The organism is Mobiluncus porci (assembly GCF_009695935.1).
Classification (GTDB): Bacteria; Actinomycetota; Actinomycetes; order Actinomycetales; family Actinomycetaceae; genus Mobiluncus; species Mobiluncus porci.
On record NZ_VUMY01000014.1, the window covers coordinates 1 to 17,659 of the forward strand.

The 17,659-nt window shown below is 56.7% G+C and carries 15 protein-coding genes; 9 read left to right on the plus strand and 6 right to left on the minus strand.

The window, feature by feature from the left end; genetic code table 11:
* Window positions 1-324 precede the first annotated feature (324 nt).
* The 5 genes from tig (at window position 325) to FYJ63_RS07935 (ending at window position 5,258) form a co-directional block, all read left to right on the plus strand.
* Window positions 325-1,668 (plus strand): trigger factor, encoded by a 1,344-nt coding sequence (tig, locus tag FYJ63_RS07915; protein WP_338106883.1) that lies wholly within the window; start codon window positions 325-327, stop codon window positions 1,666-1,668.
* 346 nt (window positions 1,669-2,014) lie between these two features.
* Window positions 2,015-2,593 (plus strand): ATP-dependent Clp protease proteolytic subunit, encoded by a 579-nt coding sequence (locus tag FYJ63_RS07920; RefSeq protein ID WP_154545627.1) that lies wholly within the window; start codon window positions 2,015-2,017, stop codon window positions 2,591-2,593.
* 45 nt (window positions 2,594-2,638) lie between these two features.
* Entirely contained in the window at window positions 2,639-3,280 is a 642-nt protein-coding gene (locus FYJ63_RS07925) for an ATP-dependent Clp protease proteolytic subunit (RefSeq protein ID WP_154545629.1), read from the plus strand.
* 364 nt (window positions 3,281-3,644) lie between these two features.
* A complete protein-coding gene (gene clpX, locus FYJ63_RS07930) occupies window positions 3,645-4,901 on the plus strand; it encodes an ATP-dependent Clp protease ATP-binding subunit ClpX (RefSeq protein WP_154545524.1) in 1,257 nt (418 codons plus the stop codon).
* Between the two features lie 45 nt (window positions 4,902-4,946).
* Window positions 4,947-5,258, plus strand: coding sequence for a chorismate mutase (locus FYJ63_RS07935; RefSeq protein WP_154545526.1), 312 nt, complete (start codon window positions 4,947-4,949; stop codon window positions 5,256-5,258).
* Between the two features lie 114 nt (window positions 5,259-5,372).
* Here the strand turns inward: FYJ63_RS07935 and FYJ63_RS07940 are convergent, their stop codons facing one another.
* The 3 genes from FYJ63_RS07940 to proC form a co-directional block, all read right to left on the minus strand.
* On the minus strand, window positions 5,373-7,361 hold the full coding sequence (locus tag FYJ63_RS07940; protein WP_154545528.1) for an AMP-dependent synthetase/ligase: 1,989 nt from the start codon (window positions 7,359-7,361) through the stop codon (window positions 5,373-5,375).
* Between the two features lie 307 nt (window positions 7,362-7,668).
* On the minus strand, window positions 7,669-10,335 hold the full coding sequence (valS, locus tag FYJ63_RS07945) for a valine--tRNA ligase (protein WP_154545529.1): 2,667 nt from the start codon (window positions 10,333-10,335) through the stop codon (window positions 7,669-7,671).
* A gap of 85 nt (window positions 10,336-10,420) precedes the next feature.
* Complete coding sequence (gene proC / locus FYJ63_RS07950; protein ID WP_154545531.1) at window positions 10,421-11,227, minus strand: pyrroline-5-carboxylate reductase; 807 nt, start codon at window positions 11,225-11,227, stop codon at window positions 10,421-10,423.
* Between the two features lie 227 nt (window positions 11,228-11,454).
* Here proC and FYJ63_RS07955 point away from each other — a divergent pair, with 227 nt between their 5' ends.
* Window positions 11,455-12,291: an SDR family oxidoreductase gene (locus FYJ63_RS07955; protein ID WP_407717229.1), complete on the plus strand. Its 837-nt coding sequence runs from the start codon at window positions 11,455-11,457 to the stop codon at window positions 12,289-12,291.
* Between the two features lie 193 nt (window positions 12,292-12,484).
* On the plus strand, window positions 12,485-13,909 hold the full coding sequence (locus tag FYJ63_RS07960; RefSeq protein WP_154545535.1) for an FAD-dependent oxidoreductase: 1,425 nt from the start codon (window positions 12,485-12,487) through the stop codon (window positions 13,907-13,909).
* 9 nt (window positions 13,910-13,918) lie between these two features.
* Here the strand turns inward: FYJ63_RS07960 and FYJ63_RS07965 are convergent, their stop codons facing one another.
* Window positions 13,919-14,395 (minus strand): type III secretion system chaperone family protein, encoded by a 477-nt coding sequence (locus FYJ63_RS07965; RefSeq protein ID WP_195839366.1) that lies wholly within the window; start codon window positions 14,393-14,395, stop codon window positions 13,919-13,921.
* Between the two features lie 78 nt (window positions 14,396-14,473).
* On the opposite strand from FYJ63_RS07965, the gene FYJ63_RS07970 reads away from it, so the two are divergent.
* Together FYJ63_RS07970 and FYJ63_RS07975 are read left to right on the plus strand one after the other, a co-directional pair.
* Window positions 14,474-15,730 carry a DNA-methyltransferase gene (locus tag FYJ63_RS07970; RefSeq protein ID WP_338106884.1) on the plus strand — a complete coding sequence of 419 codons (1,257 nt, stop codon included), beginning with the start codon at window positions 14,474-14,476 and terminating at the stop codon, window positions 15,728-15,730.
* Window positions 15,727-16,611 (plus strand): HNH endonuclease family protein, encoded by an 885-nt coding sequence (locus tag FYJ63_RS07975; RefSeq protein ID WP_154545539.1) that lies wholly within the window; start codon window positions 15,727-15,729, stop codon window positions 16,609-16,611. Before FYJ63_RS07970 ends, FYJ63_RS07975 begins: the two co-directional genes overlap by 4 nt.
* Window positions 16,612-16,908: 297 nt before the next feature.
* On the opposite strand, the gene FYJ63_RS07980 is transcribed toward FYJ63_RS07975, so the two are convergent.
* Both FYJ63_RS07980 and FYJ63_RS07985 read right to left on the minus strand, forming a co-directional pair.
* The gene (locus tag FYJ63_RS07980) at window positions 16,909-17,304 is read right to left on the minus strand and encodes a type II toxin-antitoxin system VapC family toxin (protein WP_195839367.1); all 396 of its coding nucleotides are present in this window, start codon (window positions 17,302-17,304) and stop codon (window positions 16,909-16,911) included.
* Complete coding sequence (locus FYJ63_RS07985; protein ID WP_154545541.1) at window positions 17,304-17,567, minus strand: type II toxin-antitoxin system Phd/YefM family antitoxin; 264 nt, start codon at window positions 17,565-17,567, stop codon at window positions 17,304-17,306. The genes FYJ63_RS07980 and FYJ63_RS07985 overlap by 1 nt, the downstream gene beginning before the upstream one ends.
* Between the last annotated feature and the right edge of the window lie 92 nt (window positions 17,568-17,659).

Here is a 17,659-nt window from a genome sequence, read left to right on the forward strand (position 1 = left end):
TGTTTCGCAGTCCACCCAAGCTCTAACAACTCCAACGCATACTCACGCACAGCCGAACCAGACCACCTACCACCCAAGAGCGCAACTCCCTTCCAAAAAAACGTTGCACTCATCATCTGACACCGCAATAATGGCAGTGCGAGCCGTTTTCTCCTGGGTTAGGACTCTGACTTCCCGGACGCGGCAAAACACAAGCCATATTTTCGCGAAAGCGCGGGCGTGAAGTAAGATTGGAAAGCTGTAATCAACCGCGGAAAAGCCGCGGGCGCAAGCCGCGAGGACTAATGCGTGTGCGGGCGCAAGAGACTATTAAACGGAGAAACTGTGAAGAGCACTGTTGAAAACCTGAACCCGACCAAAGTGAAGTTGGCAATTGAGGTCCCCTACGAAGAGTTCAAGCCCGAGATGGACAAGGTTTTCAAGGAATACGCGGGACAAATCAACATCCCCGGGTTCCGTCGTGGACACGCCCCGGCGCGCGTAATCGAGTCCTACATCGGACGCGGCGCTGTTATTGAAGACGCCGTGAACCACGCCCTGCCAGAGTATTACGGCCAGGCTATTGAGGAAAACAAACTCGCCCCGATGGGTAAGCCCGAAGTCGATGTCACCGACACCCCGAATGTGGAAGGTCCCGCGGGTGGGGATCTCAAGTTCACCGTGGAGGTCGAGGTTCGCCCCGAAGTGAAGCTTCCCGATTTCTCCAAGCTGGAACTCGAAGTGGAGGCGGTTGACGTTGACGCCAAGGACGTCGAGGAGGAACTCAACAATCTGCGTCGCCGTTTTGCCACCTTGAAGTCTGTGGAACGCGCCGCCAAGAAAGATGACTTCGTGACGATTGACTTGGTCACCAAGGTTGACGGCGAGGAAATCGACAATCTGGCTCAGGTCTCCTACCACATCGGAGCCGGCGGGCTGGTAGAAGGGCTTGATGACGCCCTCAAAGGCATGAAAGCCGGAGCCTCCAAGGACTTCGAAACTCAGTTGAAGTCGGGCCCGCACGGCGGGGAGACCGCTACCGTGACCGTCACCCTTGACCAGGTCAAAGTCCAGGAACTTCCCGAAGCTGATGATGAGTTTGCGATGATGGTTTCCGACCACGACACCATCGGGGAGTTGAAGCAGGAACTAGAAGAAAACGCCGCGCGTCAAAAGCGTTCGGAACAGGCCATTGACGCTCGCGACAAGCTTGTGGAGAAACTCCGCGACGAGTTGGATTTCCCGCTCCCGGAAGGACTTTTGGAAGAGTCGATTGCGGCCCAGACCGCTGAGGACGCCAGTGACGAGGATAAGGCACGGGTACGCGAGTTGGTCGAGAAAGACCTCAAGGTCCAGATTATTCTCGACACGGTGGCCGAGCAGCGCCAGATGAATGTCACTCAGCAAGAGCTCCTCGAGTTCGTTTTGCAAACCGCTCAGGCTTACGGCATGGACCCGTCGATGCTGTTGCAGTCAGCGGAACAGAACAACCGCATTCCGGCTTTCATCCAGGAGATTGCCCGCAACAAGGCGATTGCTAACGCCTTGGGCGAGGTGAAGGTGAAGGACTCCCAGGGCAAGGCCGTGGACTTGAGCGACTTCGTTGGTGCTGATGATGAGGATGACGACGAGGAAGCTGAAGTCGAGAAGAAACCTGCTAAGAAGGCTGCTAAGAAGAAGGCTGAGTAAAGCGTAGCCGGTGGGTCAGACCTCTCCGACGTAATGAACGAAGTGAATGTAGTCGGAAGGGTCTGACCCTAGGGCGTAGCGAAAGCAAAGCCTTAAACCGGCTGCGCCGCCGGGGTCGCACCCTTCTGGCTACGTTGCTAGCGCAACTACGCCAGAGAGGTTCGACCCGCGTCGGCTACGCCTATGGACTCGACCCGCGTCGGCTACGCTCAGGTGACTCCGATTAGCCGATAGCGAAAAAAGCGAGGCCGGAGCGCCACTGGCGAGAGCAATCCACTAAGGTTAGAGTGACAACTTAGGAGGAAAAGTGCCCCAAAACGCGAAAGACGACGCTATCAGCGCGCCGATGAATGATTTCATCTACAAGCGCTTGTTGAAAGAACGCATTATCTGGCTCGGAACCCAGGTCGCCGAGGACAACGCCAACGCGATTTGTGCCCAGCTACTTTTACTGGCTGCCGAGGATCCCGATTCAGATATCTACCTTTACATCAATTCCCCTGGCGGTTCCGTTACCGCGGGTATGGCGATTTACGACACGATGCAATACATCAAGCCCGATGTCGTGACCGTGGCGATGGGGATGGCTGCTTCTATGGGGCAGTTCTTGCTGACCGCCGGGGCGAAGGGCAAACGATTCGCGACCCCGCACGCGCGCATTTTGATGCACCAGCCGCTTGGCGGCGTGTCAGGGACCGCCTCGGAGGTGCGGATTAATGCTGACCTCATTTTGGCGATGAAGAAGGAACTCGCGGAGATTACGGCCGAGCGTACGGGTCACACTTTGGAAGAAATCACCAAGGATGCTGACCGTGACCACTGGTACACAGCCCAGGAGGCTTTGGAATATGGTTTCATCGATGCGGTCGTGGAGAATGCTGATGCGGTTGGTGAGGCTCGTGACGCCGCGGAGAAGGGGGAATAACCAGTGAACTACCAAGGTGATTTTGCCGCCGCGGGCGGCTTGACTATGCCGGGAAACAGTGGACTCATGATGCCGATGAGCCGCTACGTTTTGCCGAGTTTTGAAGAGCGTACCGCTTACGGGTACAAGCGTCAAGACCCTTATGCGAAGCTGTTTGAAGATCGCATTGTTTTCCTCGGGGTCCAGGTTGATGATTCCTCGGCTGATGACGTGATGGCTCAGCTCTTGGTGCTGGAAAGCCAGGATCCCGATTCGCTTATCACGATGTACATCAACTCTCCCGGCGGATCTTTTACTGCGATGACAGCGATTTACGACACGATGCAGTACATCAAGCCAGAGATTCAGACTGTCTGTTTGGGTCAAGCGGCCTCCGCGGCGGCAGTTTTGCTTGCAGGTGGTGCCCCCGGGAAGCGTCTGGCGCTCCCGAACGCCCGAGTTCTGATTCACCAACCGGCCATCCAAGGCGCACAGGGACAGGCAACCGATTTGGCGATTATTGCCGAGGAAATCGACCGGATGCGTACTTGGCTCGAAGAGACTTTGTCGAAGCATTCCAACCGGACTCCGGAACAGATGCATGCAGACATCGACCGCGACAAGATTTTGACCGCCTCGCAGGCCAAGGAATACGGCCTTATTGACCAGGTTTTGAGCCCCCGCAAGGGCGTGACGTCGAATAACTAGCCTAGCCAACGGGTCAGACTCTCCGGCGTAATGAACGAAGTGAATGTAGTCGGAAGGGTCTGACCCAATGCTTGCAATTTTGCTTCGCAAAATTGCGCACCGCTTCCTTGGTCTCGGCAATGCTCGAGCGAACTCGGCATTGCTCTCGACCTGCATCGCGTTGGCGTAGCGAAAGCAAAGCCTTAAACCGGCTTCGCCGTCGGGGTCGCACCCTTCTGGCTACGTTGCTAGCGCAACTACGCGAGAGAGGTTCGACCCGCTCCGGCTCCGCCTTCCAATTCAGCCAAAAGGCCCGTTTCAACGCGAGTTTTCGCTCTTTTACCCTTAGAATCATTAGGTAACCGTTTCCAACCGAGGGGTGTTCATGTCTCGCCCAGCCGAGTCTGTTGATTTACTAAAATGTTCTTTCTGCGGGAAGTCACAGCGTCAGGTTCGCAAGTTGATTGCTGGACCCGGTGTCTATATCTGTGACGAATGTATCGAACTGTGCAATGAGATTATTGCCGAGGAACTCGAGGGAGATAATTCCCCTGGTCTGGAGGTTCTTCCCACCCCGCACGAAATCTTTGACTTCTTGGAGCAATACGTTATCGGCCAGGAAAACGCCAAGCGAGCCCTTTCTGTGGCGGTTTACAACCACTACAAGCGGGTTCGCGCCATGCGTCGTAATGAAGACACCGGTATGGAGATGACGAAGTCGAATATTCTCTTGCTCGGTCCGACCGGAACCGGAAAAACCCACCTGGCTCGTACGCTCGCACGCTTGCTGAAAGTCCCGTTCTGTATTGTTGACGCGACGGCCTTGACCGAAGCCGGATACGTGGGCGAGGATGTAGAAAACATCTTGCTGCGCCTTATCCAGGAGGCAGACGGCGACATCAAGAAGGCCGAACGCGGGATTATCTACATTGATGAAATCGACAAGATTTCCCGCAAGGGCGAAAACGCTTCGATTACTCGCGACGTCTCAGGCGAGGGGGTTCAGCAAGCTCTGTTGAAGATTATTGAGGGCACCACCGCCTCGGTGCCGCCCCAGGGGGGACGCAAGCATCCCCACCAGGACTTCATTGAAATCAACACCTCTTCGATTCTCTTTATCGCTGCCGGTGCTTTCGCGGGGCTGGACGAGATTGTAAAGGCTCGTCTCGGACAGCGTTCCACCGGTTTTGGCTCGGATTTGAAGTCAGTCAAAGAACACGGGGATTTGTTCGCGAAGGTAACGCCGGACGACCTGCACAAGTTTGGGTTAATTCCCGAGTTCATCGGGCGGCTTCCCGTGATTACGAACGTGTCGGCGCTGGATGTGGACGATTTGGCTCGCGTCCTGACCGAACCGAAGAACGCGATTTTGAAGCAATACCAGCACCTGTTCGAGCTCGACGGAGTGAAGCTGACCTTTACTGACGAGGCGATTCACGCAGTGGCGGAACTTGCGGAGAAACGCGGAACCGGAGCGCGGTCGCTGTCGACTTTGATGGAGCGGACCCTGGCGAGAACCATGTTTGACCTGCCGTCTCGAGATGACGTTGCCGAAGTCATTATCGAGCCCGAATGCGTTCTCGAGGGCGAGGCTCCCACCATTGTCCTGCGTGACCTGCGTGCCGAGGCGAAGTCGGCGTAGTGAAACGATGTGGGCGTGTTTTGTCGTTCCAGCGGAGAGGAAAAAATGGAAGCCGAAGGTATCTTGAGTAACCCGCCGCAGACGCCCGACGAGTTGAAAGAATATCGCGCCACCATCGATAACATTGATGCCGCCTTGGTGCATCTTCTGGCGGAACGGTTTCGCTGCACTCAAAAGGTGGGTGAGTTGAAAGCCCGACTCGATCTTCCCCCAGCGGATCCTAAACGTGAGGAACGCCAGGTGGAGCGCCTCCAGGCGTTAGCCGAAGAATCAGGACTTGACCCCGATTTCGCGAAAAAATTCCTTCGGTTTATCGTCGATGAGGTTATTCGGCATCACGTGGCTTTAAGGGGGTAGGCGTAGCGGGCGGGTCAGACCCTTCCGGCTACGTTCCCTGCGGTTACTACGCACAGTCGAAACCGTCCCTACAAGCCGCGTAACGAAAAAGACGAAACCGTCTCCCCTGCTGCGCTAATCCCCGGAATCCTCGCGATGCGGGAAGGTAAGCATATTCTTGAAATAGCCCGTAACCTTAGATAAGTCGGGCATAGAAGCTATTCCTGCCATCACGCCGGACTTTTCTTCGAGCTCGGGGGACTCTACGTCCTTATAGATGTCGGCGATCTCCGTAACGCATTTTTCTAGGACAACCGAACGGCGTATCTTCATCGAAGGAGTTAACATTCCATTGGCCTCAGTGAAATCGAACGGCAGGATACGGAATTCGCGAATAGATTCGGCGCGAGACACGCCGGCATTCGCCTTGTCAATCGCACGGGAAATCGAGGCTTGAACTGCGGGATGGTGGGAGGCAGAGGTGACATCCATCGGCTCGAGACCCTTCTTCTTGAGCCATCCCGGCAGCATTTCCGCGTCGAGTGTCACCAAAGCGCCGACGAAAGGTTTGCCTTCCCCGACAACCATGATCTGAGAAATCAAGGGGTGGGACTGCAACGGTTCCTCCAAAGTCGCCGGCACTACGTTCTTTCCGCCCGCGGTCACCAATATTTCTTTCGCGCGTCCGGTTATGGTAAGTAATCCTGACTTATCCATAGTCCCGAGATCTCCGGAATTCAACCAGCCATCGGCTTTGAAAACTCCATCATTCTTATCAGAGCGCAGGTATCCCGGACTCACCGTGGGGCCTTTGAGCCAAATCTCTGACTGGGGGGTAACTCGAACTGTTGCGGAACAAACCGGTGCCCCGACAGTACCGATACGGTTCAAATGTGTTGTGTTTACCGTAATCGGTCCGCAAGATTCAGTCATACCGTAGCCTTCAAGAACGCTTAGACCAATTCCACGATAGAAATGCCCCAGACGTTCCCCCAGCGCGCCTCCTCCGGAAATAACAAAGCTGCATTTCCCGCCCAGAAGCCCCATAATTGTGCGGTAAACCAGTTGCTCATAAAACGCGTGGCGCAGGCGAAGCCGCCGTGAGGGACCCTCCGGAGTATCGAGCGCCCTCGAATAGGCAATGGCGGTGTTAACAGCGCGTTTGAAAACCATATGCTTCGGTTTTGAAATGCCTGCCTGAGCGTCTGCAGAATTGTATATTTTTTCAAGCACGCGGGGGACAACTAAGAGGTAGGTCGGCTTGAACGAGCCAATGTCCGGAAGCAGGTTCTTAATATTTGGGGCATGTCCGAGAACTCCCTCCCCACTAAGCATGAAAACTTCCAGGAGTCGGGCATACACGTGAGCCAAAGGCAAAAACAACAGCAGCCTCGCCCGCGGATCCCTAGAAAATTCAGGCATCCACTCCATATTCGACCACACCAAAGTCGTGAAATTCCCGTGAGTGAGGACGGTTCCTTTCGGATCCCCAGACGTTCCCGAAGTGTAGATAATCGTGGCCGGTGAGTCCATGTTGAGCCCCTTGCGGGCTTCGTCGACCCGGACCTGCGCTACGGTTCGCCCCGCTTCGTGTAGGGCCGCAATTGCCCCGAGATCCAAAGATAAGACCTTGACCTGGCGGTTTACTTTGGCAGCGGCGGCTTCGATGGCTTCGGCGAGGCGCGCGTTTTCAGCAAAGGCTATCTTGATGTCAGCCTCCTTGATGACCACCCCGATCTGGTGGATTGAAGAAGTCTCGTACAGCGGCACATTGACCGCCCCCGCGCTCCAGCAGGCGTAATCGAGCAAAGTCCATTCATAAGAAGTGTGAGCCATAATCGCCATGTGCGACCCTGGTTCGAGACCGAGAGCAATGAGCCCGCGGGAGACGGAATCGACCTCATCAAGGAACTGCTTCGCGGAGATCTTTTGCCACTCGTGGCCGAGCCCGGCCTTGCGTTCAATAAGTGTCCCTTCGGGGTTGCGCTTTACCCGGTTCAACAAGAGCTTCACAATATTCCAGCTTCGCGGGATATCAACGGGGGAGGGGTTGTGAGCCTCCATCGTGCCGTCCGGCAGGGTCTTCACTTTGAGGGGAGAAATAAAGTCCTGGGCTTCCGCCATTTATGCTCCTTGCTAGAGTTTTTATCCCTTCTACTTTACCTTTGGTGGGCTGTCAGGTGGGAATCCTCATGGATTGGGGGTCTGTCTACGTCACTGGCGTGCCAAAAAACTACGATTTTTGAATTTATTGTCATATTAGGCAATAAATTCAAAAAAAGGAAGAGCTAGGTACGGGTCTCCGGTTATTTGGCCGGCTCCGCGATGTTACGTGGCGGCGACGGCGAAGCCGACACATCCGCCACGTAACATCGCGAAAACGTTAAGGGACGGCAATGATTTCTCGTCATAGGCGGAGCAGCGCAGGTTGTTACTTGACAGGTTTCGCGGGAGGCTCTCCGAGTTCAGACACTGCAACCTGCGGGCCTTCGACGGATGCGCCCACGAACTCAAGCGAGCCCTCAACGTGGTTGGCCGCGACAAGGTCTTCCCGTGATGCCTCCGCCAAAGCCGCATCCGCCTCGGGGAACTCCACGGTTGCCGAAACAAACGGCGTGCGCTGGGAGACCTTGGCATCGGACTTCACCTTGCGAAGCACTGACAGGGCTCCGCCGGCAACCCGCAGAATCTCGGGATTGCCCGCGGCTGCTTCGAGTGCGTCGGTGGTCGGCCAGGAGGCTAGATGTACGGATCCCTCGCGGTACCAAGACCAGACCTCTTCGCACGTAAACGGCAAGAACGGGGCGAGCAACCGAACAACGGCATCAATCGCCAAGGCCAGAGTCGCCCGCGCCGAAGTCACGCCCGCCTCATCGGCCCAGGAATCAACCCCGTAAGCGCGGTCTTTCACGAGCTCCAAATAGTCATCACACAGCGTCCAGAAGAAGCTTTCGGTCGTCTCGAGCGCCCTGGCGTGATCCATTGCGTCAAAAGCCTTGGTGGCACTTTTAATGACCTCCACCAGCGAGGCAATTAACGCTCGATCAACCTCAACGGTCACAAGCGAAGGATCAAGAGTCAGCTCACCGTCCCCGACCATCGACAACGCAAACTTCGAGGCGTTCAAAAGCTTAATCGCAAGCCGCCGCCCAACCTTCATCTGAGCCTCGTCAAAGGCCGCGTCCGTCCCGAGCCTTGCCGAAGCCGCCCAGTAACGCACCGCATCCGAGGAGTGCTTCTCGAGCAGCCCCATCGGGGTGACGACGTTGCCCTTGGATTTGGACATCTTCTTGTGGTCCGGGTCGAGAATCCAACCCGACAAGGCGGCTTGCCGCCACGGCAGCTCATCAAACTCGAGATGAGAGCGCACCACGGTCGAGAACAGCCAGGTTCGAATGATGTCTTGACCTTGGGGACGGAGATCCATCGGGAAAGTCGCGGCAAACAAAGCATCGTCAAAGAGGCAACCTGAATAAATCTCGGGCGTTAACGAAGAAGTCGCCCAGGTATCCATAATGTCAACCTCGGCCTCAAAACCGCCGGGTTTGCCCCGCTGGGATTCGTCAAAACCGGCGGGTACGTCAGTGGTGGGATCAATCGGCAAGACAGCTTCGGAAGGTATCAGCGGGTGGTTATAATCGGTTTCTCCCGATTCATCAATGGGATACCACAATGGCAGAGGCACCCCGAAGAAGCGTTGGCGAGAAATCAACCAATCGGAGTTCAACCCGTTCACCCAGTTCTCATAGCGAACCCGCATGAAGTCCGGCACAAAATCCAGTTCCCGCCCGCGAGCCAAAAACTCCTCGCGAAGTGTCCCGGACTTGCCCGGACGGGTGAAATCCGCGCCACCATTACGGATATACCACTGGCGAGAAGCCACAATCTCCAAGGGCTTGTCTCCCTTTTCATAGAAGTTCGTCATACGCTGGGTCGGTTTCGGCTCTCCCAGCATTTCCCCGGAAGCTTGGAGCGCCTCCACCACAGCCTTGCGGGCTGAGAACGTTGTCTTTCCGCAAGCCGACTCGAACAAAGCCCGGCCCCGCTCGGAAGTCACCCAGTCGGGAACCTCGGCGGTAATCCTCCCGTCTTTGCGGATAATGACGCGAGTCGGGAGCTGTAAATCCCTCCACCACTGCACGTCGACGAGGTCACCAAAGGTACAGCACATGGCAATACCCGATCCCTTGTCGATTTCCGCCATGGGGTGGGCCAAAACCGGCACGCGCACGTCAAATCCCGGCGAAGTCACAAAAGACCCGAAAACATCTTGGTAACGCTCATCATCGGGATGAGCCACCAAGGCACAACAGGCCCCCAGAAGCTCCGGACGGGTGGTCTCGATAACAATGTCGCCCTTCCCGTCTTCGCGGTGGAAAGCCAAGGAATGATAAGCCCCGGGATAGTCGCGAGCCTCGAGTTCCGCTTGGGCGACGGCCGTCTGGAACGTGACGTCCCAAAGTCCTGGGGCATCCGCTTGATAAGCCTCGCCGCGCGCGAGATTGCGCAAGAAGAAAGTCTGGGCAACCTTCTGGGCGCGGGCTCCAATGGTTTGCATCGTGTAGGACCAGTCGATGGAAAGCCCCAGGGTACGCCACAGTTCCTCAAACTGCTTCTCGTCCTCGGCGGTCAACTTCTCGCACAGTTCCACAAAATTCTTGCGGGAGATGGGAACCTGGTCGGCGTTCTTGATGGACTTGCCTTCCCCGCCCTCGTACGGCGGCTTGAAGTTGGGAACGTAGGGCAGCGACGGGTCGCAGCGCACCCCAAAATAGTTCTGGACCCGCCGCTCGGTTGGGAGCCCGTTATCGTCCCAGCCCATCGGGTAAAACACGTTCTTCCCGCGCATCCGCTGGTAGCGGGCTACGAGATCCGTGTGGGTATAAGAGAAAACGTGTCCGACGTGGAGCGACCCGGAAACTGTGGGCGGGGGAGTGTCAATAGAATAGACCGCCTCGCGGGTCGTTTCCGGATTGAAAGCGTAGGTCTTGTCCTCAGTCCAGCGAGCGCGCCACTTGTCTTCAATGCCGTCAAGAGTAGTTTTTGCCGGAACTTTCGGAGCCGGCAAAGTCGCCGGATAAGCAATCGTTTGCGTCATCGTTTTCTTTCTATCAGTGGGTTACCGTCACTAGTTTACCCGTTTGGGTCGGGTTCCTTTAGTCAGCAAGCTGACTCTCCCGACGTTAGCTTTTTGCCGCCTTGGCATCTTGAGCCATCGCGCCTTCAACCATGCGGACAACCGCCGCGGAGAAACCCGCGTCTTCGCCCGCGAGCAAGCCAGCGATGGTCGAGCCACCTGGTGAAGATACCGCGTCAACGAGCTGGCCAGGGTGCTGGCCCTTGCTGAGTCCGTCTTGAAGCATCAAGGCCGAGCCCAGGAGCATTTGCGTCGCTGACTCGACTGCCTGGGTCTTGGTGAGGCCCGCCGCCACTCCGGCCTTGGCCAGGGCTTCAACAAAGGTGAAGGCCCAGGCGGGGGCGCAACCCGCTAGGGCAGTGAAGGCGCCAAAAAGCGTTTCTTCAAGTTCAATCGCGTGCCCGACCGAGTTGAACAGGTCAAGAACAAACTCCTTGTCGGCTTCAATGGCGTTTTCTCCCGCACAAACCGCGCTCATGGAGGCTCCCACCAGGGCGTTGATATTGGGCATCACTCGAATCACTCGCGCACCTGATTTGAGGTCGCCCTCAAGGCTGGCCAGCGGCACCCCACCGGCAATCGAGATGAGGAGCTTGTTCCCGAGAAGCGGCTTAACCTCGGCGAGAACCGAGCCGATGTGTTTCGGTTTCACGGCGATAAGAACCGCGTCGACTTTTTCGAGGAGTTGTTCGTTGTCAGCGAGCTGCGTGGCGCCGAATTCGGTAGCGAGACGGTTTTTCCCCGGCGCGCCGTCCGTAAAGAACAGGTCGGCAGCCTTGATGAACCCTGCCTGCAACGCTCCCGAAGCAATCGCCGAGCCCATTGCCCCCATGCCAATAAATCCCAGCTTCATATTTTCGCCTTCCTAAAATGCTTACGTCGCCGCAGTCGGTACGTTTCTCAGTCGCGCAAGTGGGGTCCCGCTCTGTTTTTCTAAGGAACAAGTTCCTAAGAAAAACTACGAGCACCCACAGGCTCCTTCGAAACTGCCCTCTCTGCGGCTCAGCGGAAGTGTATTCTCTCTATAGGGTAAGTTTATTAGGGAAGGTAAAAACCCTGAAATTCGAAAGGCGAAAGATGATGAAACCTGGACCGGTTCAACCCGCGAAAGCACCTGCGGACACGCAAAGTTTTGGAATCAACTATCCCCAAGCGGCCAACCCGCGAAAGCCCGGGAGGGCGCTCGTGACCGGTGCCTCTACCGGAATCGGCTGGGAGACTGTGAAACAGCTTACTGAGGCAGGCTGGAAAGTGCTCGCCACCGCGAGGCGCGAGGATCGCTTGGCTGCGCTTGCCTACGAGACCGGCTGCGAGGCTTTCGCGGCTGACCTCTCCGAGCCGACCCACGTCGAGGCCTTGCGCGAGTGGGCTCTTGCTGACGGGGGCAAAGTAGATGCCGTGGTAAATAACGCCGGCGGGGCTCTCGGGATGGATAGCGTTCTCGACGCCGATCCGGAGCGCTGGCAGACCATGTACGACGTGAACGTTCTCGGAGCCTTGCGCGTCACCAAGGCGTTTTTGCCAGCTATGCTCGCAAACGGCGGAGGGGATGTCCTGTTCGTGACCTCGATTGCGGGACACGGCACCTATCCTGGGGGAGCCGGCTACACCGCGGCGAAACACGCGGAAGTGATGCTTCCCGAGACTCTGCGCCTCGAGCTTGTCGGCAAGCCGGTTCGGATTATCGAGATTGCTCCCGGTCTCGTCCAAACCCCAGAATTTTCGCTGAACCGCTTGGGCGACAAGAGCAAGGCCGAGGCAGTTTATGAAGGGGTGGATCACCCGCTCATCGGCGCAGATATCGCCCGCGCCATCGTCTGGGCGCTTTCGGTTCCGCCGCACATGAATATCGATTCGATGACCATCAAGCCCGTTGAGCAAGCGTCCTCGACTTTGAAGAAACGTCTTGAGCATTGATTTAAGGTTTTGTTTTAGTCAGTTGAACTTTCGGTTTATCAAAAGCAGCGAGCCGTCGCCGCAAAGCGGAGCGCACAACCGAGGAATCGGCGACCTCCCCCCATTAACGCAACCAGCCTAACCCACTGGTCGCCGCCCGGAGGTTGCAGCGTGCAGCGCAAGGCGACGGCGTTTACCAGATAAGGTTTAACACATGTCGAGGATTGTTGTTATTGGCGCCGGCATGGCTGGCCATGCCACTGCGCTCGGCCTCAAACACCGCCTCGGGGCAGACCACGAGGTCATCGTCGTGAGCCCGGGAGCGCAGTGGATTAACCCCGACTCCCTGCCGCATATTGCTACCGGTCTCCAGTCTCCCGAACACGAAACGGTGGCTCTGGGTTCGCTTTATCGCCACAAAGGGATTATTTATCATCAAGGGCTTGCCCGCACCGTCTACCCCCGAGGGTACCGTGATGACCCCCGTCCTCAAGTTGAGATCACCTTCACCGGTTCCCCGCTCGCGAGAGAAACTGCTCGAGTTCCCTACGATTTTCTCGTGGTGGCCACCGGCCACGATATTGACCGCGTCGCGGGAATCCCGAGCGAAGGCACAACCATAGCCACCTGCGTTATTGACCGACTCGACTCCGCAGTAGCCGGTGAATCTGAACTGCGCCGACTCATCTCTGAACTCCAAGATTCCCCGCCGGGCGACAAGCCACGCGTTATCGCCGTCGGGCGGTCGGCGCGAGGAATGGGCGGCTATTACGGGGCGTTGGAATACGCCCTCGCAGTTGATGGGGTGCTTCGCTCCGAGGGGCTGCGCAGCCGGGTTCAGCTACATTTCTTCGATGCGGGACGACCCTGGCTCTACCTCACCAGCGCGAATCCCGAAATGGAGGAGGCTACTCGCGAGGCAGTAGAGCGTTTAATGGAACGCTTCGGCATCTTGTTGCATCGTGGAAAACGTTTGACGAGCATTAACGGGACCCGCTTGAGATACGTATCCGCGCAGGGGGATGACGCCCCCGAAGAAATCGCCTGTGACCTGCTGGCGATTGAGGCCTCGCGGGTTTTGACTCCACTGGCGGTGAAGAGTCCGGCGGGGGAAGATTTGAGCGCTGAACTGTATGACGGGTGGGGACGATTTCGGGTGGACGCGACTCGGGAGGATCGCGCCGGCGGAGAAAGTATCTCCGGTCTTCCCCAAACATTTAGAAACCCGACTTTTCCGAAAATTTTCGGTATCGGCTCCGCCATCGCCCTGGATGCGAAGGCGGTGGGGGAGACGGACTCCCGCCAGGAAGTGCCGGAACCGAGCCAGACCCGAGATATGGCTCATCTAATGAGTCGCGAGGTCACCGCACAAATTGTTAGTGAACTGACCGAGGAACCGCGCTCCGACACCCCCGAGAATCTCGCGGAGATGGAGAATGTTTTGAGCCTGGAATGGGATTATTCCCTGTTTTCGCTGCGGGGTTTCTATGCCGAAATCGGTTTGACCAAGTCAAAGGAACCGAAACAAACCCTAATTGTCCACCAGGGCCTGTTTGCCTATTGGTCGGTTCGGATTGAGCGTTTCTTGGAGCGGTATCGCGCCAAAGGGCATCCGCTGTGGTGGCTATTGCCGAGCTGACGCGCGCGGCTACGCCTCGTCGTCCGCAACGGCCTTCGGGAACTTTTCGGCCAAGTGCTCAAAAAAATCCTCCGAAGCCTCGAGGGCACAACGCACGTGCTCGTCGAGTTGCGCGTCCGTGAGCCCGCTGCGGTAACTGATGGGGAGCTCGGTATGCACCATCAATTCGCGCTCATCAGTAACGCGGGCGTAGGTTTTCGGCCAGTAGTACTCCATATTCCAACGGTTGCAAAGGGAATTCACCAAGATGAAGTCATCCAGTTCTGGATTGGCTCTCCAGGTTCCGCGCACGCAAAGCACCGAGTCGTTCTCGCCGGTGACCTGGAAGTAATAGACGCCGTTTTGCCAAGCTCCGCCAATGTCTCCGTCGTGGTTAACCTGGTAGGACCAGCCGTGTTTTTCGAGAATCTTCTTGATACGGTCGCGGCTTAAAGGGGCTAGAGTGTTTCGCTCGACGCTGCGGAAAAAATCATTAAAATCAGTCAACCTGGCCCCTCCTTTCCCAGTTTCCTCCGATTTTACCTTTTCCAGGCGAAACATGCGAAATGTTTGTAAAGTGGTTTTGTGGGAAAAAGCCGTGTGGAACTCGTCTGGGCCGGTAAAACGTCCCCGACTTTCCCGCCCTCTGACCCGCCCGTTTATCGTGTGGCTGAATTTTATCGCGGTGCAAGTAAAGAGTCGGTGTCCCACAAGGATGATGCGGAAAATCCCGAGAAGTCCTTGGTGAAGCCGACTGGCTGTGAACCCGATTACGGGGTCGCCAATCGAATCTACGCCGGAGAAAACCTCGCAGTTTTGGGCGGACTTCACGCCGAGTTCGCGGGGAAAATCGATTGTGTTTACATTGATCCGCCCTTCAACTCCCAGGCCGATTACTCCCAAAAGATTTTCCTTCACGGGCGGGCGCGAAAAAGTATCACCTTGAAGCAATACGGCGATCGGTGGGACGACGCAGACTACCTCCAGAACATGTTCGAACGACTCACGGCCTTGCGGGAGATGTTGGCGAATACCGGATCGATTTTTGTCCATTGCGACTGGCATGCGGCCCCGGCGCTACGTCTCGTGTGTGACGAGGTTTTCGGGGCGGGCAACTTGTTGAACGAAATCGTGTGGGTTTACGGCTCCGGAGGGGGCTCGCGGCGGCGGTTCGGGAGGAAACACGACACGATTTTGTTCTATGCGCGAGACTCTCGTCACCATTACTTTGACCCCGATGCGGTAAGAGTGCCGTATCGGGCCACGATTGCCGCGAAACGTCGCGATTTATTTAATCCCGCGGGAATGGTGGCTCCGGATGTGTGGGAGATCTCTCGGCCCCCGAATCATTCCTCGTCTTGGGTGGGGTATCCGACCCAGAAGCCGCTTGCGGTCGTTGAGCGAGCCTTGAAAGCGGCGTGTCCGCCGGGGGGATTGGTGCTGGATTGTTTTTCCGGTTCGGGCTCGACTTTGGTCGCGGCCGCGGGACTGGGGATGCGGTTTATCGGGGTGGAGGAGAATCCTCTCGGAATACATCTAACTCGCAAGCGCTTGGTCTCGGGCGGCGTTCCCTTCGGGGTGTGGCGCGAAGAACCGATGGGGAAGGGTTTGGCCGCTTCATCTGCTGAAACGCTAAAGCACGACCCCATCGTTTCAGGGGAGATGATTGACTGGGTGGCGGTGGATCCGGACTATTTCAAGCGCGGAGACGGAGTTTTTGCCCCGACCTCGTTTGAGATCCCCCAGCGTGAAGACCTTGCTGCCATCCCTCCCACAGGTAGGGGACTCGCGATGATTACAGAAGTGACTGGTACGGACCATTTCGTTAGGCTGGAACCATGAGCAATAACGCGAAAGATCCTAGTGGTAATGAGCAAAGGGAAAACCTTGAGCCGGAAACCCCGCGGGTAAACCCCTACGAGGGCTGGCTTGGCTTCGGGAAAGACCGCGTCCAAACCGGACGCAGTGTGGCTCTCGTGATTTTCGCGGTCGTGATGATTATCGGCGTGGCACAGAGCCTGTTGGGAGACAAATTTCCGCTCGCTAATTTCCTCGGATCGTTTTCGGAGGGGAAATCCTCCGCCCAGCCCGCCCCCGACAAAACCGCTAAGGTAGGCACCGCGAAGACGGCGAATCCGACCGGAACTGCCCTGTCTGCTCTTGAGGACTTGAAGGTGAAAGACAAGGATCCTTTTAATGACTTCAACCGCAATCGGCTGTTTGGGGAAGGCTGGCTCGATCTTGATGGGGACGACTGCAACACGCGCAATGAGGTTCTCGCCCGCGACCTTAAAGACGTGGAATACCGCCAAGTGAATCCGCGAAATTGTGTCGTCCAGTCTGGAACTCTAGAAGATGATTACACCGGAAAAACCATCCAATTCCTGAGAGAAAAAGGCAGTTCTGACAAGGTTCAGATAGACCACGTGGTCGCGCTCGGAAACGTGTGGCGCACGGGAGGTCAGCACCTTGACCAGGAAACTCGGAAGAAAATCGCCAATGACCCGCTGAACCTGATAGCGGTGGACGGGGAAACAAACCAGGACAAGGAGTCCCAGGACGCCTCCGACTGGCTCCCCCCGAATGAGGCTTTTCACTGTGAATATGTCGCCCGCCAAATCGCGGTGAAGACGAAATACGGGCTGTGGGTGACTCCCGAGGAAAAGAAGGCGATGAGCGAAGTCCTTGCGGGTTGCCCGGATGAACCCCTCCCGGGGGAGTAAGCGACCAGCCGGCTATGCTCGACCCGCCGGATACGCTGGCGATTTTGAACACCTGTTGACAAGGTGGAGTTTGTATCAACACAACGATTGTATTGGTACAAACGTCAGCGAGTCTGGCAGTAGGTAGGACCTACATTGTTCCGTTGGGGAGGGGGGACCGGTCGGCTCGTTGGAGGGTGATTCAGTAAGTGCAGCGGTGTTAGCTCTTGAATTTGTAAAGGCGGATCGCGCCGAAAAGCTCAGCAAAACCGAAGCGCTCAATCTTGTGAAGAAAACCTGGCGCGGTTGAACGTGTGGCTACACCTCGATGACTTTGAGGGTGGAGACTTCAGCAATGGGGCTAAAGTCGGCGTCCTGGGTGAACAGAGGGAGATTGTTGGCCAGTGCGGTGGCGGCAATCCAGAGGTCGTTGACGTTGATGCGTCGACGTGACTCTCGGAGTTTTACCCGCAACTCCGCCCATAATTCCGCCACACGTCGATTCACTGGCAGCAGTTCCACATCTGCGAGAACTTGGAGGGTCCCCATGCGTCGCGCCCGCGTGTCCACGTCCAAGGCTGCCAAAACTCCGGCATAGAGCTCCGAATAGGTGATGGCGCTTACAAAAATTTCCTCGGGGAGGCGCTCTACATTGAGTGCGCGACCCGATTCGCTGGCGATAAAAACAGAGGTGTCCAACAGGCCGTGAGTCATCAGTCGATACCGCCCAGCTCGTCGAGGTCCTGGTCAAATTCATCGAGTTGGGCACGCAAGCCCGAATCGGCGGGTTGGAATCGGCGCAGGAATTCGGCGCGTGTGAGGTAAGCTCGTCCGCTCGTGGGGATGGGTCCAAGCATTGCCACGGGATGCCCGTTTACCGTTACCGCGAGACTTTCCCCATTTTCGGCGCGTTTGAGCGACTCGGAGGTGTGGTTGCGCAGATCTCGAGAAGCCAAAACTGCGGGTGTAGCATTCATGTCACAAGTGTAGCACTAATGTGATAGTCTTGGTCGCTACACCACTCTGGGTCGCTACGCCGTGGGGTCAGACCCTTTCGGCTACATTCGCT